The sequence below is a fragment of the Marinicrinis lubricantis genome, assembly GCF_042658665.1.
Lineage (GTDB): Bacteria > Bacillota > Bacilli > Paenibacillales > KCTC-33676 > Marinicrinis > Marinicrinis lubricantis.
Genome location: NZ_JBHSQV010000181.1, coordinates 45,400 through 64,994, shown reverse-complemented (window position 1 = coordinate 64,994; position 19,595 = coordinate 45,400). Strand labels below are relative to the sequence as shown.

Sequence of the window (19,595 nt, the reverse complement as noted above, 5' to 3'; positions counted from 1 at the left end):
TACATAGAGCCGCTGAAATTGAATGATATGTGAAAGACAGAGACAGCAAAAAACAGGGTATGATATCAATAAGATACTCATGCCCTGTTTTTCAAATTCATATTACTCGTATGATACTTTCACGCCGTCAATTTCGACAATTTTACGAAATTCCTTCAGCAAATGTGTCGTGATTGGACCTGCTTTGCCGGCTCCGATCGTTCTGCCGTCAACCTGCTGAACGGCAATGACTTCTGCAGCAGTTCCCGTCAGGAACACCTCATCTGCAACATAGACATCATGCAGTGCGAACGGTTCTTCTTTGACCGTGTAGCCTAATTTGCCGCACAGCTCCATAATCGCGGCTCTTGTGATGCCTTCAAGGGCTCCTAAGTAGCTCGGAGGCGTTGTCAATACACCGTTCTTTATTATGAAAATATTGTCCCCTGAGCCTTCCGTAACATAGCCTTGGCTGTTCAGCATTAAAGCTTCACCGACACCAGCTAAATTCGCCTGAATTTTTACAAGAATATTGTTTAAGTAGTTGAGTGACTTGATTTTTGGATTGAGTGCATCCGGAATGTTGCGTCTTGTTGAAACCGAAACGACCTTCAATCCGTTTTCATAATCCTCATCCTTATAAATAGCCAGCTGCTCTACAATAATTATGACGTTCGATTTCGGACATCTATTCGGATCCAGCCCAAGATTTCCTGGACCTCTGGACACAACGAGACGAATATAGCCATCCTTCAATCCATTTCTACGGATGGTTTCGGCCATCGCCGCTTCCATCTCTGCAGGCGTCAAGTCAATGTTCAACATGATCGATTTTGCAGAGTCATACAGCCTGTCCAGATGCTCTTTACACTTGAAAATATTGCCGTTATAAATGCGGATGCCTTCAAATATACCGTCTCCATACAGGAATCCGTGATCATACACAGATACCTTTGCATCCTCTTTACTTACAAATTCCCCATTTAGATAAATCACCTGTGCCACCGCACTACACCTCCGAATTCTCTTTTTTATGTTCATAGGAGTAACTCGAATAGGAGCCTAGAATACGAATCTGACAGCCGATCGCCTGAATTTCCTCTATTGCCGCTTGAAGAAGGACCGTATCCAACCGCTCTTGAATATCAATGAAGAAATAATAACTTCCTAGTTTTTTCTTTGTCGGTCTCGACTCGATACGAGAAAGATTGATTTTGCGCCACGCGAATGCAGACAGCACTTGGTGAAGCGCTCCTGGGTAATCCTCGGGTAGTGTAACCAGTATGCTGGTCTTCTCTCTTGAACTGCCCTCCATTCTGGAAAATCGACTGCCTACCAGAATGAATCGAGTGTAATTATTTTTATGATCCTGCACTGTCGGTTTAAGGACTTGCAGACCGTATTTCGCAGCAGCAAGTAAGGTGCCGATGGCCGCAGTATCCTGTCGCTGCTGTTGTTTCACGAGATAAACACCTTCGGCGGTGCTGCTGACCGGCTCCAGCTCTGCATGAGGCAGGTTCGATCCAATAAACTCTCTGCATTGGCCTATGGCAACCGGATGGGAGAATACTTTTCGGATACTGCTCAGCTCAGCTCCCGGCAGACCGATCAAATTTTGAATGGAGGGGTAAACCCATTCTGCGGTAATCGGCAGATCGTATTCATGAATGAGCAAATCGTGGTGTAAACTGACAGAGCCGTCAATCGTATTTTCGATCGGAATGACACTCGCGTCCGTTTCTCCTTTTGCCGTGGCCGAGAACACATCCGTAATCAGCTTGTAGGGGACGAACTCAACCGGCTGCCCCTCGAAAAAGAACCTCGCCGATTCCTCCGATACTGTGCCTTCTGGTCCTAAAAAAGCAATCTTCTTCATCCGCAAACCTCTCCTTCTCTTATATCGAAGGAACGGTTTGCCGGGTCTCCTTCGGCAATAAGCTGCGCTCCTTGTAAGTCTGGAGCAATACGTTCCACGACGACCGGTACCTTATACCTCTCCATCACGGATCGGAAGAACCGCTCCAGTTCGGCGGCTCTGCTTTGCTTCTTCGAACAAAACGCAATCATTGTCGGTCCCGCTCCGCTCAAAGCTGCCCCCAATGCACCGTGCTGTACTGCGCCTTCCAGCAATTCCTTCATCCCCGGTATAAGTTCTGCGCGGTAAGGCTGATGCAGCACATCTTTCATGGCGAAGGAAAGCAGCTCCATCTGCCCCGATGCAAATGCGGCGGTAATCAATGAGGAACGGCTGATATTGTGTACCGCGTCCTTCATATTCACTTGGCTGGGCAAAACATGGCGAGCTTTCTCCGTAGAAAGCTCGAACATAGGAATAACGAGCAGGCATTCCAGATCCTCCGGTGGAGAAAATCGCATATGGACAGCCTGTTCCCCATCCAATCCGGTCACAACCATACCGCCGAACATCGCTGCACCCACATTGTCAGGATGTCCTTCTATCTCAGCAGCCATTCCATAGATTTGATTGTCGTCAAACGGACGCCCTGCAAGTACATTGCCTGCCACCAAACCAGCGACAATTGCCGCTGCCGAGCTTCCCATGCCTCGAGTCAGCGGGATTTCGCTGCGCATCAACATGCGAAAGGTAGGTACGGGCTTGTTTGCTTTGGCAAAAATCCGCTCCGCCATTTGGTAGATTAAGTTCGACTGGTCTTGCGGCAATCCTTCCAAGTTGTCGCCAAGCAGCTCGACTTCAGGCTGTTCGGATAATTCGAGCCGAATCGTTAAGTATTTGCCGAGCGCCATGCCCAGCGTATCAAAGCCCGGGCCTAGATTCGCCGTACTCGCCGGTACCTTGACTGTGACCGATAATGGTGTCATTGAGTTCCACCCAGCTTCTCAATCGCATTCATGACGGCTGCTTCCGTATCTTCTACCACGAGCGGCTCTGCTTTCACGCTCTGAATGGCATTATTCGGATCCTTCAAACCATTGCCGGTCAATACACATACGGCAGTTTCCCCGCCTTTAAAGCCGCCCTGCTTATGCAGCTTGATCAGCCCTGCGAGCGATGCGGCAGAAGCCGGCTCAGCAAATACCCCTTCTTTGCCTGCCATCAAACGATATGCATCCAAAATTTCCTCGTCTGTCACGTAATTGATTTGTCCGCCGGATTCGTCAGCGGCCTGCACCGCTCCTTTCCAGCTGGCCGGATTGCCGATCCGAATCGCCGTTGCTACGGTTTCCGGATTGAGAATCGGCTCTCCTTTTACAATCGCCATCGCACCTTCCGCTTCAAAACCGATCATGCGCGGCAGCGAATCCGTTTTTCCTGAAGCATGATATTCCTTAAAGCCTTTCCAGTAAGCTGTAATGTTGCCGGCATTTCCAACAGGAATAGCTAAATAGTCCGGAGCCTTGCCCAATTGATCGCATACCTCAAACGCTGCAGTCTTCTGGCCCTCGATGCGGAACGGATTGACTGAATTCACGAGTGTAATCGGATGCTTCGCTGTAATTTCTCTAACAATTTCCAGCGCTCGGTCAAAGTTGCCTTCAATCGCGATGACTTTCGCTCCATAGATGATGGCCTGCGCCAATTTGCCCAAAGCAATATTATTATTTGGAATAATGACAATACAGTTCAGTCCGCCTCTGGCTGCATAAGCAGCCGCTGCTGCGGATGTGTTGCCGGTAGAAGCGCACATGATGGTCCGGCTTCCTTCCTCCATCGCTTTGGCGACAGCCATGACCATGCCTCTATCCTTAAAGGAGCCCGTCGGATTAAGACCCTCATACTTGAAATATACATCCATATCCAGCATGTCTGAAATTTTTTCCGCACGGATCAACGGCGTATTTCCTTCATGAAGTGTAATCATAGGTGTATTTTCTTGAATCGGCAAATACTGCTTATACTGCTCTAGCAAACCCATATATCTCATAACGACAGTCCTCTCTAATATCCTTAGTTTATCGTTGCTTCGGTGTTTGTATGATGAGGATCATATGATTATCCTTCGACACGGTACACACTGCGAATCTCGTGTACGACATCAAGACGCCGCAGGCTGTCCATGACTTGATTCATGCTCGCCTTGTTCGCGTCGTGTGTAATAATGATAATTTCAGCCGACGGATTATCTTCATTCGGATGCTGAAGCACAGACTCTAAGCTTACTTCATGCTGAGCGAATATTTCCGTAATCCGCGCCAAAACCCCTGCCTTATCTGCGACATGCAATAGTAAAAAGTTTTTATAGGAGATTTGGTCGTCGGTTTTCAGCTTCTTCGTCCGATAAGGTGAGAATCCGGCTTTTCCGCTAATACCGAGCTGCAGGTTTTTACTTACTGCAACCAAATCGGCAACAACAGAAGTGGCTGTCGGCATTTCACCGGCCCCCGGACCATAAAACATCGTTTCTCCAACGGCTTCGCCATATACATATACCGCATTGAATACACCATGGACGGAAGCTAGAGGATGACTTTTCTTCACCATGGTCGGCTGTACGCTTAAACTGATGAAATCATCTTGTCTCTCCGCGATGCCGAGAAGCTTGACCTCATAGCCTAATCGCTTGCCGTAATCAATATCCTCTTTGGTGACGCCGGAAATACCACTCACACTGACGTCTTCCATCGAAACGCCCGTTTGAAAACCGAGAGTACCAAGAATTGTCATTTTGTATGCTGCATCCAAGCCCTCCACATCAGATGTCGGATCCTGCTCCGCGTAGCCAAGCTGCTGCGCTTCCTTCAGAACCTCCGAATACGATGCGCCTTCTTGGCTCATTTTGGTCAAAATGAAATTCGTCGTCCCATTCACAATTCCCATCATTTTGGTAATCCGGTCGGAAGAAAAGCCTTCCACAATGGTACGCAGAATGGGAATCCCGCCGGCGACACTCGCTTCGTACAGCACATCGCAGCCTTTTTCCGATGCAAAGCTCATAATTTCCGCTCCATGCAGCGCCATTAAATCTTTGTTTGCCGTGACGACCTGCTTGCCGTGCTCCAATGCTTCCAACAAATATCCTTTCGTTGCATCGATCCCGCCCATAACCTCAATAATAACATCAATTTCCGGATCACGTATCACTTCGTATGGATCTTCTGTCAGCTTCGCATCGTCCAGCGCAATATTTCTACGCTTGGTTTTATCTCTGACGACAATTTTACTGATTTCTACCGGAGCACCGATTTTTCTCTGCAGATCCTCCTGGTGCCCTTCCACGATACGAACCACGCCGGTTCCAACAGTTCCTAAGCCAAGCATTCCTACCTTAATGGATTTCATTGATTCGCCTCCCATTTCCTATCCACGCATTGCTTCTCTCGAATGTACTGCTTCCATATCCACTGTTGATGTAAAGCAAGACAGCTTCGGTCATTCATCCTTGACCTACTACTTGCACCTTGTGTACGCCCTCCTGCTGTTTCAGTGCTTCCAGCAGACTAGGCAATCTTTCATTCATTAACGAGGTATCGACGGTGATGATGACATTCGCAACCCCCTGCAGAGGGATCGTCTGATTAATCGTCAATACATTGCCTTCATGCTGCGCCACCATTGCCAATACTTTGGAAAGTATTCCGGCACGATGAGATAAATCCATAGAGATCGCCACAATGGTTTCCTGCTGCACTTTATTTAAAGGAAAGATACCGTCCTTGTACTTATAAAAAGCACTGCGGCTAAGTCCAACCTTCTCGGCAGCTTCATTCACTGTCTTTGCCGTCCCAAGGGAAAGCATCTGCTTCACTTCGAGCGTCTTCAGCACCGCTTCCGGTAATATATCTTCTCTAACCAGAAAATACCGTTCCGTTCGGTTTTCAGCCACATTAGAGCGTCCTTTCCACGTAGACTTTTGTTCTCCCATAGTGGACATTATACAATGCCAGACGTCTTAGGGCAATAGGCTGTATGGCTGAATGTTTTATTTTTAGAAAACCAACCGCCCTCTGCACTTGAATGACTGCCAAGATCGTGAATGGAGGGAGCATTGTTATTGCATCTATCTCCTACAATTGAAAATTGAAAAATTGGGATTATCGTGAGAAAAGCCCGGTTTTCACCAGGCTTTATCGCTATTCCTTTTCTACAAATTCAAATTCAAAATCTCCAATACGAATCGTTTGACCGTCTTCGGCGCCTTTATTACGGAGTGCTTCATCGACACCCATTCTGCGAAGCATATTCGAGAAGCGAAGCGCAGAATCGTAATAATTGATCGGGGTACGCTTCAGAAGCGTTTCTATTTTCTCGCTCTCTACGATGAACACATCGTTTTCTCGGCGGATCGTAAATTCAGGTCCTTCATTTTTCGTTTCCAAACGATACACTTTCCGTTCCTCGGTCTCTGGCACCTCTTCAACCTTCACTTGTACCGGAATTTGATCCAGCTGGTCAGCGAGATGGAACATCAGCTCCCGCATGCCTTGTTGGGTCGCTGCGGAAATTTTAAATACGGGCGCATCGATGCCATGCTCCTTCAGCTTTTGCTCAAACTGCTGGAGATGCTCCTCCGCATCCGGAATGTCCATTTTATTCGCGGCAATGACCTGCGGCCGATTTTCCAAATTCATATTGTACAGCTTGAGCTCCTCGTTAATTTTCAAATAATCGTCGAACGGATCGCGGCCTTCGGTCGCCGCCATGTCGATCACATGAAGAATAATGCGAGTTCGTTCAATATGACGCAAAAACTCGTGCCCTAATCCAACGCCTTGGTGGGCCCCTTCAATTAACCCCGGAAGGTCGGCCATCACGAAGCTGCGTCCTTCCTCTACCTGAACCACGCCTAAATTCGGTGTCAAGGTCGTGAAGTGGTAAGAAGCGATCTTCGGCTTCGCAGCAGAGACAACGGAAAGGAGCGTCGACTTCCCAACACTCGGAAAGCCCACCAATCCAACATCGGCCATCACCTTCAGCTCTAGTACTACCCAGCGTTCCTCCCCTTCTTCACCGTTCTCAGAAATATAGGGAGCAGGGTTTGCAGGCGTGGCGAACCGAACGTTGCCGCGTCCTCCCTTTCCGCCTCTTGCAGCAACAACCTCTTGGCCATGCTCGGTCAAGTCGGCGAGTACTTCTCCGGTATCGTCATCCATAATTACCGTACCCGGGGGTACACGTACGATCATATCTTCCGCATTCGCGCCGTATTGGTTTTTCGGTTTGCCCTTTTCACCGCGCGGCGCTTTAAAGTGCTTTTGATAACGGAAATCCATGAGTGTCCGTAAACCTTCATCCACACGAAAAATCACATCTCCGCCTTTGCCTCCGTCACCTCCGGCTGGACCGCCCTCGGCTACATACTTTTCTCTTTTAAAGGCGATGAGTCCATCTCCCCCATTACCGCCTTTGATATATATCTTCGCTTTATCTACAAACATAACATCACCTCATCATTGCACGAACTATTGCTGCCTAACACCAGAGAGGTAAAGCATCATGTGATCATGCCGTTTCTATTAAGGAAAAGGAAATCTCCAATTGGATAAATCGTCGCCCTGCCGATTGCTTCAGCATGGAGAAGACTTCTTTATCCAGATGATGATTCCAAAGATCTTCCCACTCCGCCGTATTGTATGCTCCTTCATAGTTCATATCCATTCGCAGTAAGCCATCCGTCATTGAAATATGAAGACTTAAACAGTTTGGCTCACCTTCGGTATGGAGCGAGCATCGTTTCAACATTTGAAGAACCTGCAGAACGGCCTCCTCACTGCATTCCCGTTCCGTACATTTCTCCATAATCCTTTCCGGAAAGTCGCCCTCAATGGTCAGAACGGCGGATTTCCAGCCCAGCTTCAACGCGAAAAGCCTCGAAGTAAACGAAGGGGAACCGATCTTAAACAACAAGCTTTCATCCAAGAGCCTTTGTTTCATATTGTCTACACATTTTTGCAACTTATCAATTTTGTTCATCTTTAGGTAAGCCATCAGCAATTGGACATCGTTCAATAAATCGTGACGATGAATGCTGAATGCGTATGATAGTAATTCATCCTTACTTTTTACTGCCTTTAGTACCTCCATCTCAATCTGTTCCTTCTGCCTGCGCCGGTCCAGCATAAACCAAGCGGCAAGCGATATAAGCGTTAAGGCACCAAATCCTCCTCTAACCCAAGGCAGACCATCGATCAAGAGAATAAAGGAGAAACAGATCGCCGCGAATATGAGCCATAAAGCTTGTCCTTTAGCCTGTTGATTCATGGTCTTCCTCCTTCACTCCTTGCGGGCCGTACACAGGTGGCTCTTTTTTACACCCCAACAGTATACCATGTTTATCCATAAACTTCATCCGCAATCATGAATTGAAAAGGAATCCGCTTCACAAACGACAAGCAACGGTTTTAAAACTAATATTAATTCCAATAACCATTCCCGGTCCCTGCTTCTAATGGGACATCTCTCGTTTTTTCAATACATAAACGGAAAAAGTCACGAATCCCACAATCAGCAGTCCAGCAACCAGAAACACTGCAAAGCCTTCCGGCAACGTTTCGCCGCTAAGCAAATAATGTCCGGCCTGATCCGATAAGCGTGACGGACTCCACTTGGTGAAACGAGGCAGCAGCGATGAAGCGGCGGACAAGCCTAATATACACAGTAAACTGATAAATGCAATCGCCCCACTGCTTTTCAGCCAGCTGCTGAAAAATAAAGTTAGGCTTAAAACAAAGGCAAGCCAAATCCAGTAGGTCATAAAGCTCCACAATATTCTGAGCTCGTCAACTGGCGAAATCAACATTTCCGTATAGTACCAAGTAAATAAATAACCTAGAGCAAAAGAAATAGTGCACAGCGTCATCATCGCGGCCCATTTTGCAGTGATATATGAGCTATAACGAACCGGCTTTACAAAAATCATCGAAGCGGCACCGGAATTACACTCTGCTGAAACGATACCCATGAAAGCAAGCACAAGTATCAGTACACCTACCGTCCCGTATTGCGATAATGCTTGAACCATGACCTCATTACCTGCAGGAATGGGAATCTCAATGATTGCCCCTTCAGGCAATCCACCCGCATTCTTCAATATTTCCGGCATGTAATATGAAGTAATTGGATTCATGACTCCGAGCAAAATAAATACGATCGGGACCCACAGCCATTTGCTGGTGCGCCAATATTCCAGCATTTCCTTTTGATACAGTACGAACCACTGCTTCATTTCCCCACCGCCTTCATAAATAAGTCTTCCAACGATGTCTCAGCGACTTCAAACCTCGTGACAGACACCTCATGCTGAACCAAGTCCTCCATGACAGCCAGCTTCATCCGTTCTAAGTCGTTCACTTGGATACGTATCCCTTGTCCGTACCTCTCCATACTAACCACCTGATGGCCAAACCTTTCGGCCATACCTTCCGCCCAACCAAAGATTGATGCATCGCCTTGGACATAAATGATCGGCTCCTGGTATGCGCTTCGCACTTCATCCAACGTTCCCGATATAGCAATTTGTCCTGCCTGCATGATCATCACATCATCGCTCACTTCCTCAGCGTCGTGCAGCACATGCGTCGAAAAAAGAGTCGTCGTATGCTGCTTAATGTGCTGCAGCAGCTCCAGCACTTCCCTGCGGCCAAGCGGATCCAAAGCCGAAACGGGCTCATCTAAGATAAGCAGACGGGGGCTGTGAATTAATGCTTGGGCGATCCCCAGCCGCTGCTTCATTCCGCCGGAATACCCGCCGATTTTTCGTTTTGCCGCCTGCTCTAAACCGACCAATTGTAGAAGCTCCATCGAACGCTTTTTCACTGCTTGCTTGCTCATGCCAGCCAGCTTGCCGACGTATTCAACATATTCCCTTCCGCTCATCCAGTGATAAAAAACCGGATATTGGGGCAAGTATCCGATATCGGCCCTATGATCCGTATGCTCCGAGCCTTCGAATGAAATACTTCCCTCGGTAGGGGCAAGAAGGCCTGACAGCATTTTCAGCGTTGTTGTTTTCCCCGCTCCATTCGGTCCGAGCAAAGCTGCGCACCTGCCCTCATCAAGCGTGAAGCTTACGCCGTTCACGGCTGTCGTCCTGCCGAAACGCTTGACCAACTCCCTTACTGTTATGAGTCTCATCCTTCATTTCTCCTTCCAAAAATAAAGTAAGCTACTGTACCCAGCAGCGTTCCGATGACAATGACAACTGCCCAAATCCATTTCGGGGCGCTTGCATCCTCTGTTTTCCACAGCGATATGAGCGCGACAATTTGCAAAATAAATTGCAAAGCTAGGACAGGGCCTACGATTTCCCACGGCACAACTTGGATATCCAAATTCATCGATTGTCCCTCCTGTTAAATCGAATTCTGCGTACACACATCATATAAAACAAAATAGGCATCGGACATTGAATAATTCCCCATAAGCCCCAAAGCCATGCATTACGGCCTCTCTTACGCGCATCTAGGAATAAATAAATGCTCTGTGCAATCAACAACGGGACAACCAGCAGCAATATTTTCAGGTCTTCCCCTTGTATCGTCAGATTCATATTCATGCTTCATCCACCCGCTTTTCGTTCGCTTCTGAAGATAACAACAGGGGCAGCGAAAAATACGATCACTTGCAGTACAATAAACATCATTGGCAACTGAATGAAAACCCCGCACAAAGCAAGCAAAATCAAAAGTGCCGCTGTTAAAAACAAGAGGAAATCACGTATGGCACGTTTCTTGATCCGCTCCTGCTGCTCGCTTACCCATTGCTTCATCCAGCCTTCGTCTGGAACCGTGACCTGAACGTTTTCTTCCAGCAGGTCAAGTCCTTTCTTTAGCGCACAGGCGATCTCCTGTTCTTCAATAGACAGCTGTTCCCTCGCCTCCGTAACATTCGCTCCGTCACGACTTAAATGATTGCTTGGCTTCATCTGCCGCCATCTCCTTTCTTAACCACTTCAGCCCGTTATGTATTTTCGATTTCACTGTTCCTGCCGGGAGCTTCAGCATTTCCCCGATTTCTTCGTAGGTGTAGCCATAGTAATGCTTCAATATGACCGACAGTCTTGTATCCTCCTGAAGTAGGGATAAAGCCTCCAATATTTCCGGCCACTCGCTGCCTCGAGTTTCCACTTCCCAGCGCAGCTTGCGTATTGCCTGCTCCTGTTCCTGCCAGCGCAGCTCTCTTTTCTTTCGGCGCAGCGAATCCAAGTATAACCTTGTTCCAATCGTCATCATCCAAGAGGAAAATTTAGAGCGTCTCTCATCGAATTGGTGCAGCTTCTCCATAGCGCGAAGCGCCGTATCTTGGGCTAAGTCTTCCGCCAGCATGCGGTTCATCGTAATTTTCATAAAATAATGGAGCATAAAGCCATAATGCTTGTGAAGCAGCTGGGCCAGCGCGGTTCGATCGCCTTTCCTTGCCTTTGATATTAAATCGGTGTCATCAACCGTCATGAAACGCTCCCCCTTTTTGCCCGCCCAATGATGAACTCTTTCTATTTGTGCACATCGATAGTACGTCTTACTTTCATCTTTCGTTCAGACGACACCGAATATTTTTCAAAAAAAAAAAAAAAAAATCCGTCAAGGCAAATGTGCCCCTGACGGTCTTCTAAAAGCTATCAATCCACAGCTCCCCGCTGCGATTATGCTTTATAACAAGAAAAAACCCGGCTTTCACCGGGTTTTTCGTCACATCCTTTAAGCTTGTGCAGCTTGTTCAGCGGGATATACGCTGACTTTTTTACGATCGCGTCCCCAACGCTCGAACTTCACGACTCCCTCAACCTTTGCGAACAAAGTGTCGTCAGAACCGATACCTACATTCGTTCCAGGGTGGATTTTCGTTCCTCTTTGGCGAACCAAAATGTTGCCGGCTTTCACCAACTGGCCGTCCGCACGCTTCGTACCGAGACGCTTCGCAATGCTGTCACGTCCGTTCTTTGTAGAACCTACCCCTTTTTTGGATGCGAAAAATTGAAGATTCATGTTCATCATGGCGTTTTCCCTCCTTTGGAATTCAAATGCTTTATCGAAACATATTCTCCATACGATTGTTCTATGGACTGTAAGGTAACCCTCATCGCGTGAAGCAGCAGCTGGATGTCTTCCGACTTCCTCTCGTCATCGATCTCCGGAATCGTCACGGATAAATAGCCGTTCTCCTTCGATTCGACGCCGGGCTGAATCCCCAGAAGCTCTTCCAACGCATTCAACGTGCCGATCGTCGTCGCGGACACCCCCGCACATACGATATCTTCACCAGGGTCTGCGTATTCAGCATGGCCGTCTACCGTATAGGAAACGATACGGTCTGCCTTGTCTGTAACGAAGCGGATTTCAATCATAGCCGCCTCTTACGCTTGAATTTTTTCGATAACGACTTTAGAGTAAGGCTGACGATGGCCTTGCTTCTTGTGGTAGTTCTTCTTCGCTTTATACTTGAAAACAACGATCTTTTGACCTTTACCGTGCTTCTCTACTTTAGCAGATACGCTTGCGCCTTCTACTACAGGAGTTCCCGCTACAAGACCGTCACCTTTGGATACTGCGATTACTCGATCAAAAGTGACTGTGTCGCCTTCAGCAGCGCCAACTTTCTCGATGTAAAGTACATCGCCTTCTTGAACTTTGTATTGTTTTCCGCCAGTTTCAATAATTGCGTACATGGCTGCACCTCCTCATGTCTCAGACTCGCCCGTTTCAGGTGGGATATCGATCCGCTTCTCAACCTTGTCGGTGCGGTTACAGCATGTGACTTTGGCACACACTCAGATAGTTATACTATCACATCTATCTCGGTTTGGCAACTATCAATGCATGGGAACTCTCCCGGTTCCTTGGCAAGCGTGACAAACATCCAGTGACATCAGTGCACTGCTCTCCCTTGCCTTTTTCCGGGTAATCTCCAACAGCCCAAGCTTCGTCCAGCCGACAACCGTAGATTTCGTGCGATCTTCCTTCATATGCTCCTCCAGCATTTGTAAAACCTTTTCCTGATGCTCCTCCAGACGCATATCGATGAAATCTACGATGATGATACCGCCGATGTCGCGCACACGAAGCAGCCGGGCAATCATCTCTGCCGCTTGCAGGTTCGTTTGAAATACGGTTTCCTCCAAATCCACTGATCCTGTGAACTTACCCGTATTGACATCAACGACCGTCAGCGCCTCCGTATGATCTATATGCAGGGAAGCTCCGTTATCGAGCCGGACCTTCTGTCTGAACAGCTTGTCCAGTTCATCCTGTACACCGAATTTCACAAATATGTCCTCACCCGAACGATCCACTTTAACTCTATTCTTCCAACGAGGGGCAAAACCGCCGATGTAAGCTGCGATCTCCTTGGCCGTCTTCGCCTCATCGACAACCATTTCCTCAACTTCCTCTGTAAACAAATCCCGCACGATTCGAGGTAGCACGTCCAATTCCCTATATACCTCGGCAGGCGATTTCAGTTCCTGGCTCCGTTTGACAATGCCAGACCAGCGTTCTCGCAGGTAAAACAAGTCCTTCTCCAGAAATTCCTCCGTCTCATGCTCTGCAGCCGTTCGCAAAATAACGCCTTCATCGTTTTGACGCATCCGCTCTCCGAAGCTGCGCAGCCTCTCCCTCTCGGCATCCGATGAGATTTTGCGAGAAACACCTACGTAATCCGCGTTCGGCATATAGACCAGCCATCTGCCTGGCAGCGAAAAGTGGGTCGTCACCTTCGCGCCCTTTCCGCCAATCGCTTCCTTGATGACCTGGACAAGCAAATCTTGCCCCGGTGCAATGAGTTCATCGATTGAAGGCTTCACTTTAGGCTGCTTTTCCAAATGTGCAGGAAGCAGGTCATCGATATAAATGAAGGCATTTTTTCCTAGTCCAATGTCGACGAACGCCGCCTCCATGCCCGGCAGTACATTAACCACTTTTCCTTTATAGATATTCCCTACGGTTGGTTTGCCCTTGCCGCGCTCTGCAGCATATTCTACCAACCTATCCTGTTCCATCAGTGCTACTTTTGTGAAGTCCTGCTCGCAGCGGACCACAATTCTTTTCATGCACACACCTCTAAACGGCCGTTTCCCAGCTCTCATTTAAGCTTATTTTAACATAACCTTATTACTAGTTTATACACTGAGAATATGCAGAAGTTGCTTAAGAAAAAATGGTAATTCTCGGGCCGTTAAAAGCTGAGTTCACAGAAGTGAAAAACGCGCGAACCACTTTTTGCTCCGGTAAAATCGCTTGAATCTTTCCCTGCTCGTTCATCACGTAGATTAAATGGTAGCGGTCTCGCATGAATAATTTGACGACCTCAGATAGCGGAAGCTGGGGAGAAACAAATATAGCCTTTGCATGAACGCCCTTCGACATTCGGCTAGAAGTGCGTGCATCCCGGTCAATTAAAAAGCTGACGAAGCGGAAATGAAAATGTTTGAGTGTATAGGCGTTTGAATAAATAAGAAAGCAAGCAATCACCAGAAGATTCAGTTGAAGCCCGAACGCCGTCAAAGTGAGGATCGAAAACCCAAGCAGCATCACACTCATCGTTAAACTGGCGAGTGTCGTAGAGAACAGCGCTTTATGGTATGGGAGCCATAAGCACAGAAAGACATGCAGCAGCTTTCCGCCATCTAACGGTTGAATCGGAAGCAGATTAAACAGGGCGATCATCAGATTCGCTTGAATGAAATATGAGGTCCACTCTTCACCCCATAATCCGAGTGAATGAAATAATAGGGCGACGACAGCCATCCATAAGTTTTGAAACGGCCCGGCTGCAGCAACAACAGCCTCCTGCCATGCGGGTGGAACGACTTCATCCACAACGGCCACCCCTCCGAAAGGGAGGATTTGAATTTCTCTCAGCCTCCAACCGAACCATTTGATCGCCGCAACATGCCCAAGCTCGTGTACAAGTACAATGATGAACAAAGTCAAAATTTCAGCGAACGCTCCCGTTAGAACCGATCCCAGCATTACCATCGAGAATAAAGGATGGATCGTCAGCTTTACTCCGAGCCATTTAGTCAAGCGGAATCACATCCGTCGGGTTTACATACTCATCATCCTTCATGATGGCAAAATAAAGCTCAGCCTGCTCTCCTTCACGGGCTGCCGCTTTACCGACAGGCTCTCCTCCTTCGATCCAATCGTTTTCGGCGAGAGGGGTTTCACTAAGCTGCGCATAGACCGACTTCATTCCGTTCGCATGTTGGATAATCACGGTAAGACCAAGGGTACGATAATTTCCGGAAAAGATCACTCTCCCCGTATCTAGCGCAGCGATCTGATTCTGCTCGTCTGTCATTTGGATGCGAACGCCTTTATGCTGTTCAGAAAAGGATTGAATCAATTTGCCTTCGGCAGGAACATACAGCTTATTCAGTTCATTCGATTGAACGAGCGTGCTCTCCTTATCCTTGTCCGACCAAATCGGGATAAATGAAGGCGACCCACCGAAGGTGTCCATATACCATACTTCCACCTTCTCAAAATCAATCGACTCGGTAACGGCCGTTTCAATCCATGCCTGTCCCTTCACAGCCCAAGGCTCATCGAGCTGAAACATCCCCCATATCGCTGCAAAAAGCACAATGCAGATCATGAGCTTCAGCTTCAAATACTTTAAAACCGGAGGTTCTACACCGCCATGCTCCTCCTTCTCATTCATGTATTTCTGCCAATTTTGCTTTTGACGCTGCTTCCATACCCATTCGGGATCGTTTTGTTTGGAATTGTCCTCGTTCCGATCATGGAACGAAGCAGTAGATATGGTGGAATGAGGCGCCGCAAAATCCTGAATGTTCGCGTGATGATCGAATGAATCCGGTCTGATGGGCCCATCCTTCTTCTGTTTCATTTTCACAAGCTGCTTCATTCTTTCATGACGTCGGTTCCGAATCGTTTCTTTGATATCCATTGGCACTCCTCCGGCAACTGTAATTTCCTATGAGAATGAATATACGGGCTTGTACTTATTAGTGATTGTATGTGCCGATCTAAAACCATATGACTGCAGTCACTACGTAAATTTGTAACCTCTAAGGTATAATAGACGTATATTCATTTAACTGAACTTAAAGGAGAGGGAATGGCATGATTGTAACAACAACAGAACATATTGTAGGATATGAAGTTTCCGAGGTGCTGGGCACCGCGTTTGGCGTCGTTGTGAGAGCCAGAGGACTGGGCGGAGACATTATGGCTTCATTAAAAGGTCTCGTCGGCGGAGAAGTGAAGCAATACACCCAAATGATTGAAGATGCGCGCAGACAAGCTTTGGATCGAATGGTGCAAAATGCTCACAGCATGGGAGCGGATGCCATCGTCATGATGCGCTTTGACAGCGGAGATGTCGGCTCAAATATGAGTGAAATTGTTGCCTACGGTACCGCGGTGAAGGTAAGGAAGCTGTAATGGATGCTTGGGATTGGTTATTCAGCATTTGGGGCATACAGATCATCATTGCGATCATTCTGATTATCGCCGGTTATATGTATTACGACAAACGATACAAGAATCAAAACAAAGGCACGCTTTATGGCGGTGACTATATTCGGACGAATGAAGTATTTACCGATCCATCCGACGGTAAAGTATACCGCGTATACTACAACCCGAAAACAGGTGAAAGAGAATACATCGAGGAATAATATCCGCATTCATCTTCTAACAAGAACAGCCTGGCGCATCTTATGCACCAGGCTGTTCTTGGATAAACATCGTGATATCACTTCAAGAAGGATGGGGATACACGGAGGTAAAGCCCTGCGCTTCTTTCTTACTATCCAAAAAGGGTTGTCCCATGTTGTTGATGCTGAAGGAACATGTCGCAACAAAGAGCAATGGGTCTCGTATCTGATGGAGGAGCGGCAGCGTTTGCCTATGAATGTGGATGGTAACCTTAATGATTTGTTCTTAGCATCCACATTGAACAGCAACCGGAACCAGATACGAACCCGAACAGCAAGATCATTTCGACTTGAGTTCACGGCATACCTATTGGGGCAGCCCTTTTCTTTGTCATCTTCAATCATCTAAAAACATCGATTTCTTCTCCTGATGCACCTTCACGCTCATCACCAGTCCGATCGACAGCATGTTAATTAACAGTGATGTTCCCCCATAACTGATGAACGGCAGCGTAATCCCAGTGAGCGGCATCAAACCGATGAGCATGCCTACATTCTCAAATACTTGGAACACAAACATCGAGACGATACCTACGATCATATAAGCACCGCTAATATGCGAGGCCTGCAGCGAAATAATGATCATCCTGTAGATGAGAAGAAAATAAAGCAGCAGCAGTATAGAGGAGCCGATAAAACCGAATTCCTCACCGATGACAGCGAAAATCGAGTCGGAGTACATGTACGGTACGAACCCTTTTTCCACCCAATCTCCTTGCAAATAACCTTCCCCGGTCAATCCCCCGGTTCCAATCGCAATTTTCGAATGATACACATGATATATGGCATCGGAGGATACCTCATCAGGATTCAGAAACGTATCGATTCGCGTCATCCAATGGGAATTCCCTTTTTGTTCCAGGTATTTATATATATCATCGTGGTAGGTCTGATACAGGAAAAGGAAGGATGCCATGAAAGCAACAAATACAATGATACCACCCAGCACATATTTCAGCTTCAAATTGCCGATCCAAAGCATACCTACTAGGATTATCATATAGATGATCGCATTGCCCAAATCCGGCTGTGCCATGACGAGCGCGAACGGAATGAACGCTACGAGACTATACGGTGCTGCATCTCGAATAAGTCCCAGCTGTTCCCCGTTCTTTTTGGACAAAAGATAAGCTAACAGCATAATGATGGCCAGTTTCATCAATTCCGCAGGTTGGAAACTGAAGCCTCCGGGAAGCTCGAACCACCCTTGGGCACCGTTTATATCCGTACCTAAAAAGTAAACCGCTACCAAGAGGACCAGACCAATGCCATAAAAAACAGGACTGACCTTCATCAGTAGGCGGTAGTCGAGAAATATTGTCGCGAAGAAAACCACAAATCCGGCTGCATAAACAATCAGATTCCGTTGATCATAATCAGAAAACTTCGGCTGATTCGCGATCGCACTGTGAACTAACAGCGTGCTGATGACCATAAAACATAACAGAATGATGACAATAAGCCAATCGATTCGTTTTAGCTTTTCTAACAAGCCTTATCATCCTAACCCGAAAAACTTTTTAATCTTTTTCATCATTCCCGGCTTATCCTCCAGCGGCATCAGAGGCACCTTATCTCCTAATATCCTTCTGGCGATATTTCGATAGGCAAGCGCCGCCTTCGAATTCGGGTTCATGACTGTCGGTTCGCCGCTGTTGGCCGCCTTGATGACAGTTTCATCATCCGGCACAATGCCCAAAAGGTCAATGGCCAAAACCTGGCAGATCTCATCGATATCCAGCATTTCGCCGGATTTCACCATCTGCGGACGAATCCGATTAATGACCAGTTTAGGAGCTTGAATCTTCTCCGCCTCCAGCAGTCCGATTATTCGATCGGCATCCCGCACCGCTGCATTTTCCGGAGTTGTGACGACGATGGCTTGATCCGCTCCGGCAACGGCATTTTTGAAGCCTTGTTCGATTCCTGCCGGACAATCGATGATTACATAATCAAAATCCGCTTTTAATTGATCGACGATTTCTTTGACCTGCTGCGGTGAAACCGCATGCTTATCCTTCGTCTGCGCGGCCGGCAGTAAGTACAGCTCATCAAACCGCTTATCTTTAATAAGCGCTTGATTTAACCTGCATCTTCCTTCGGCCACATCCACCAAATCATAAATAATTCGGTTCTCGAGTCCCATCACTACGTCCAGGTTTCTTAAACCGATATCGGTATCCACCATCGATACCTTTTTACCTAGCAATGCTAGAGCCGTTCCAATATTAGCAGAGGTGGTCGTTTTGCCAACGCCGCCCTTGCCGGAAGTAATGACTATCGCTTCTCCCACCGTATTCACACTCCTTTAAACTCCATAGCACCGGGTCTGATTTTGTGTAGATGGGTCAGTTTATTGATCTGCATCTTATTACCTTCCAAATAGGCAAATTCCATAAATGCTTCCTCAATCCCCCACTCATCCGGAGGACGGCTGATGACTTCCCCAATACGCAGCTGTGTCGGTCTTAAGTGGGAAGCCGCAATCACGGCCTCTGTATTTCCCTCGGAACCGGCATGAGCCATTCCTCTCAAAGACCCCATAATCCATATATCGCCCGTGCTGATAATCGTTCCACCCGGATTTACATCACCGATATATAATAGATTGCCACGATGAAATACCGTTTGTCCAGAGCGGATCATCCCTTTCATCAGCTTGAGGTCGCTTGATGCTTCTGGCGAAGGATCCATTGCCTCATCCGAATCTATCGACTGTACGATCAGATTTCCTTGACACCGGATCGTTTCCATCAGCAGCTCTTTCTCCTCAGTGGAGATTTGACGTGAGCCCAGCTTTACATTCACGTGGATGATCGGCCCTGTCAAGATTTGTTGATGCGTATGTTCTAATTTATGCCTAAGCTCGGAGACGAGCTCATCAAATTCACATTGATCGTTTAGTAAAAAGACGAGTCCGTCCTTCACTCCCTTGATCGTTACGAAGTTACGTTTCACAGCGGACATGCACCGATTTCCCTCCCACCTAATACAATTCTGCCTTCATCGGTGTTTTCC

General features: G+C 47.4%; 25 protein-coding genes and 1 other annotated feature. Of the genes, 2 read left to right on the top strand and 23 right to left on the bottom strand.

The features are described from left to right. Positions 1-102: 102 nt before the first annotated feature. From ilvE to ACFPXP_RS18850, 20 genes are all read right to left on the bottom strand, one after another. A complete protein-coding gene (gene ilvE, locus ACFPXP_RS18945; protein WP_379895959.1) occupies positions 103-1,020 on the bottom strand; it encodes a branched-chain-amino-acid transaminase in 918 nt (305 codons plus the stop codon). Beyond that, the gene (pheA, locus tag ACFPXP_RS18940) at positions 989-1,855 is read right to left on the bottom strand and encodes a prephenate dehydratase (RefSeq protein ID WP_379895958.1); all 867 of its coding nucleotides are present in this window, start codon (positions 1,853-1,855) and stop codon (positions 989-991) included. The genes ilvE and pheA overlap by 32 nt, the downstream gene beginning before the upstream one ends. Continuing rightward, the gene (thrB, locus tag ACFPXP_RS18935) at positions 1,852-2,820 is read right to left on the bottom strand and encodes a homoserine kinase (RefSeq protein WP_379895957.1); all 969 of its coding nucleotides are present in this window, start codon (positions 2,818-2,820) and stop codon (positions 1,852-1,854) included. Before thrB ends, pheA begins: the two co-directional genes overlap by 4 nt. Next, positions 2,817-3,884, bottom strand: a complete 1,068-nt coding sequence (gene thrC, locus ACFPXP_RS18930) for a threonine synthase (protein WP_379895956.1) — start codon at positions 3,882-3,884, stop codon at positions 2,817-2,819. Before thrC ends, thrB begins: the two co-directional genes overlap by 4 nt. Positions 3,885-3,952: 68 nt before the next feature. Then, positions 3,953-5,239 carry a homoserine dehydrogenase gene (locus ACFPXP_RS18925; RefSeq protein ID WP_379895955.1) on the bottom strand — a complete coding sequence of 429 codons (1,287 nt, stop codon included), beginning with the start codon at positions 5,237-5,239 and terminating at the stop codon, positions 3,953-3,955. Positions 5,240-5,333: 94 nt separating this feature from the next. After that, the gene (locus ACFPXP_RS18920; RefSeq protein WP_379895954.1) at positions 5,334-5,783 is read right to left on the bottom strand and encodes an ACT domain-containing protein; all 450 of its coding nucleotides are present in this window, start codon (positions 5,781-5,783) and stop codon (positions 5,334-5,336) included. 247 nt (positions 5,784-6,030) lie between these two features. After that, positions 6,031-7,335, bottom strand: a complete 1,305-nt coding sequence (gene obgE / locus ACFPXP_RS18915) for a GTPase ObgE (protein ID WP_379895953.1) — start codon at positions 7,333-7,335, stop codon at positions 6,031-6,033. 64 nt (positions 7,336-7,399) lie between these two features. Continuing rightward, entirely contained in the window at positions 7,400-8,158 is a 759-nt protein-coding gene (locus tag ACFPXP_RS18910) for a Spo0B domain-containing protein (protein WP_379895952.1), read from the bottom strand. Between the two features lie 184 nt (positions 8,159-8,342). Continuing rightward, the gene (locus ACFPXP_RS18905; RefSeq protein ID WP_379895951.1) at positions 8,343-9,122 is read right to left on the bottom strand and encodes an ABC transporter permease; all 780 of its coding nucleotides are present in this window, start codon (positions 9,120-9,122) and stop codon (positions 8,343-8,345) included. Next, positions 9,119-10,030 (bottom strand): ABC transporter ATP-binding protein, encoded by a 912-nt coding sequence (locus ACFPXP_RS18900; protein ID WP_379895950.1) that lies wholly within the window; start codon positions 10,028-10,030, stop codon positions 9,119-9,121. Before ACFPXP_RS18900 ends, ACFPXP_RS18905 begins: the two co-directional genes overlap by 4 nt. Next, positions 10,027-10,233, bottom strand: coding sequence for a PLD nuclease N-terminal domain-containing protein (locus ACFPXP_RS18895; RefSeq protein WP_379895949.1), 207 nt, complete (start codon positions 10,231-10,233; stop codon positions 10,027-10,029). Before ACFPXP_RS18895 ends, ACFPXP_RS18900 begins: the two co-directional genes overlap by 4 nt. After that, entirely contained in the window at positions 10,230-10,445 is a 216-nt protein-coding gene (locus ACFPXP_RS18890) for a hypothetical protein (protein WP_379895984.1), read from the bottom strand. The genes ACFPXP_RS18895 and ACFPXP_RS18890 overlap by 4 nt, the downstream gene beginning before the upstream one ends. A 9-nt stretch (positions 10,446-10,454) precedes the next feature. Then, positions 10,455-10,820 carry a DUF5345 family protein gene (locus ACFPXP_RS18885; RefSeq protein WP_379895948.1) on the bottom strand — a complete coding sequence of 122 codons (366 nt, stop codon included), beginning with the start codon at positions 10,818-10,820 and terminating at the stop codon, positions 10,455-10,457. Next, positions 10,792-11,346 carry an RNA polymerase sigma factor SigY gene (sigY, locus tag ACFPXP_RS18880; RefSeq protein WP_379895947.1) on the bottom strand — a complete coding sequence of 185 codons (555 nt, stop codon included), beginning with the start codon at positions 11,344-11,346 and terminating at the stop codon, positions 10,792-10,794. Before sigY ends, ACFPXP_RS18885 begins: the two co-directional genes overlap by 29 nt. Before the next feature lie 246 nt (positions 11,347-11,592). Next, positions 11,593-11,889: a 50S ribosomal protein L27 gene (rpmA, locus tag ACFPXP_RS18875; protein WP_379895946.1), complete on the bottom strand. Its 297-nt coding sequence runs from the start codon at positions 11,887-11,889 to the stop codon at positions 11,593-11,595. Next, positions 11,886-12,239, bottom strand: coding sequence for a ribosomal-processing cysteine protease Prp (locus tag ACFPXP_RS18870; protein ID WP_379895944.1), 354 nt, complete (start codon positions 12,237-12,239; stop codon positions 11,886-11,888). The genes rpmA and ACFPXP_RS18870 overlap by 4 nt, the downstream gene beginning before the upstream one ends. A gap of 9 nt (positions 12,240-12,248) precedes the next feature. Then, the gene (gene rplU / locus ACFPXP_RS18865) at positions 12,249-12,560 is read right to left on the bottom strand and encodes a 50S ribosomal protein L21 (protein ID WP_379895943.1); all 312 of its coding nucleotides are present in this window, start codon (positions 12,558-12,560) and stop codon (positions 12,249-12,251) included. Between the two features lie 11 nt (positions 12,561-12,571). After that, positions 12,572-12,648: a sequence feature (ribosomal protein L21 leader region), on the bottom strand. Positions 12,649-12,704: 56 nt separating this feature from the next. Continuing rightward, a complete protein-coding gene (locus ACFPXP_RS18860) occupies positions 12,705-13,940 on the bottom strand; it encodes an Rne/Rng family ribonuclease (protein ID WP_379895942.1) in 1,236 nt (411 codons plus the stop codon). Positions 13,941-14,037: 97 nt separating this feature from the next. After that, the gene (locus tag ACFPXP_RS18855) at positions 14,038-14,916 is read right to left on the bottom strand and encodes a site-2 protease family protein (protein ID WP_379895941.1); all 879 of its coding nucleotides are present in this window, start codon (positions 14,914-14,916) and stop codon (positions 14,038-14,040) included. Beyond that, on the bottom strand, positions 14,909-15,805 hold the full coding sequence (locus ACFPXP_RS18850) for a peptidoglycan DD-metalloendopeptidase family protein (protein WP_379895940.1): 897 nt from the start codon (positions 15,803-15,805) through the stop codon (positions 14,909-14,911). The genes ACFPXP_RS18855 and ACFPXP_RS18850 overlap by 8 nt, the downstream gene beginning before the upstream one ends. Positions 15,806-15,981: 176 nt before the next feature. On the opposite strand from ACFPXP_RS18850, the gene ACFPXP_RS18845 reads away from it, so the two are divergent. Beyond that, positions 15,982-16,302 carry a YbjQ family protein gene (locus tag ACFPXP_RS18845; RefSeq protein ID WP_379895939.1) on the top strand — a complete coding sequence of 107 codons (321 nt, stop codon included), beginning with the start codon at positions 15,982-15,984 and terminating at the stop codon, positions 16,300-16,302. Next, the gene (locus ACFPXP_RS18840) at positions 16,302-16,538 is read left to right on the top strand and encodes a hypothetical protein (RefSeq protein ID WP_379895938.1); all 237 of its coding nucleotides are present in this window, start codon (positions 16,302-16,304) and stop codon (positions 16,536-16,538) included. Before ACFPXP_RS18845 ends, ACFPXP_RS18840 begins: the two co-directional genes overlap by 1 nt. Before the next feature lie 376 nt (positions 16,539-16,914). On the opposite strand, the gene ACFPXP_RS18835 is transcribed toward ACFPXP_RS18840, so the two are convergent. Genes ACFPXP_RS18835 through minC form a run of 3 tightly spaced genes read right to left on the bottom strand, consistent with a single transcriptional unit; the run spans position 16,915 to position 19,544 of the window. Next, positions 16,915-18,069, bottom strand: a complete 1,155-nt coding sequence (locus ACFPXP_RS18835) for an FtsW/RodA/SpoVE family cell cycle protein (RefSeq protein WP_379895937.1) — start codon at positions 18,067-18,069, stop codon at positions 16,915-16,917. Between the two features lie 6 nt (positions 18,070-18,075). Further along, positions 18,076-18,870: a septum site-determining protein MinD gene (gene minD, locus ACFPXP_RS18830; protein WP_379895936.1), complete on the bottom strand. Its 795-nt coding sequence runs from the start codon at positions 18,868-18,870 to the stop codon at positions 18,076-18,078. A 5-nt stretch (positions 18,871-18,875) separates the two neighbouring features. After that, entirely contained in the window at positions 18,876-19,544 is a 669-nt protein-coding gene (gene minC / locus ACFPXP_RS18825; protein ID WP_379895935.1) for a septum site-determining protein MinC, read from the bottom strand. Between the last annotated feature and the right edge of the window lie 51 nt (positions 19,545-19,595).

Excerpts from the sequence above, each read along its gene's own strand:
- thrB (WP_379895957.1), bottom strand. The coding sequence starts at position 2,820 with ATGACACCATTATCGGTCACAGTCAAGGTACCGGCGAGTACGGCGAAT.
- minC (WP_379895935.1), bottom strand. The coding sequence starts at position 19,544 with ATGTCCGCTGTGAAACGTAACTTCGTAACGATCAAGGGAGTGAAGGAC.
- ACFPXP_RS18845 (WP_379895939.1), top strand. The coding sequence starts at position 15,982 with ATGATTGTAACAACAACAGAACATATTGTAGGATATGAAGTTTCCGAG.
- pheA (WP_379895958.1), bottom strand. The coding sequence starts at position 1,855 with ATGAAGAAGATTGCTTTTTTAGGACCAGAAGGCACAGTATCGGAGGAA.
- ACFPXP_RS18860 (WP_379895942.1), bottom strand. The coding sequence starts at position 13,940 with ATGAAAAGAATTGTGGTCCGCTGCGAGCAGGACTTCACAAAAGTAGCA.
- ACFPXP_RS18895 (WP_379895949.1), bottom strand. The coding sequence starts at position 10,233 with ATGAATTTGGATATCCAAGTTGTGCCGTGGGAAATCGTAGGCCCTGTC.
- obgE (WP_379895953.1), bottom strand. The coding sequence starts at position 7,335 with ATGTTTGTAGATAAAGCGAAGATATATATCAAAGGCGGTAATGGGGGA.
- ACFPXP_RS18910 (WP_379895952.1), bottom strand. The coding sequence starts at position 8,158 with ATGAATCAACAGGCTAAAGGACAAGCTTTATGGCTCATATTCGCGGCG.
- ilvE (WP_379895959.1), bottom strand. The coding sequence starts at position 1,020 with ATGAACATAAAAAAGAGAATTCGGAGGTGTAGTGCGGTGGCACAGGTG.
- ACFPXP_RS18905 (WP_379895951.1), bottom strand. The coding sequence starts at position 9,122 with ATGAAGCAGTGGTTCGTACTGTATCAAAAGGAAATGCTGGAATATTGG.
- rplU (WP_379895943.1), bottom strand. The coding sequence starts at position 12,560 with ATGTACGCAATTATTGAAACTGGCGGAAAACAATACAAAGTTCAAGAA.
- sigY (WP_379895947.1), bottom strand. The coding sequence starts at position 11,346 with ATGACGGTTGATGACACCGATTTAATATCAAAGGCAAGGAAAGGCGAT.
- ACFPXP_RS18840 (WP_379895938.1), top strand. The coding sequence starts at position 16,302 with ATGGATGCTTGGGATTGGTTATTCAGCATTTGGGGCATACAGATCATC.
- rpmA (WP_379895946.1), bottom strand. The coding sequence starts at position 11,889 with ATGATGAACATGAATCTTCAATTTTTCGCATCCAAAAAAGGGGTAGGT.
- ACFPXP_RS18885 (WP_379895948.1), bottom strand. The coding sequence starts at position 10,820 with ATGAAGCCAAGCAATCATTTAAGTCGTGACGGAGCGAATGTTACGGAG.
- ACFPXP_RS18850 (WP_379895940.1), bottom strand. The coding sequence starts at position 15,805 with ATGGATATCAAAGAAACGATTCGGAACCGACGTCATGAAAGAATGAAG.
- ACFPXP_RS18870 (WP_379895944.1), bottom strand. The coding sequence starts at position 12,239 with ATGATTGAAATCCGCTTCGTTACAGACAAGGCAGACCGTATCGTTTCC.
- ACFPXP_RS18900 (WP_379895950.1), bottom strand. The coding sequence starts at position 10,030 with ATGAGACTCATAACAGTAAGGGAGTTGGTCAAGCGTTTCGGCAGGACG.
- ACFPXP_RS18925 (WP_379895955.1), bottom strand. The coding sequence starts at position 5,239 with ATGAAATCCATTAAGGTAGGAATGCTTGGCTTAGGAACTGTTGGAACC.
- ACFPXP_RS18890 (WP_379895984.1), bottom strand. The coding sequence starts at position 10,445 with ATGAATCTGACGATACAAGGGGAAGACCTGAAAATATTGCTGCTGGTT.
- thrC (WP_379895956.1), bottom strand. The coding sequence starts at position 3,884 with ATGAGATATATGGGTTTGCTAGAGCAGTATAAGCAGTATTTGCCGATT.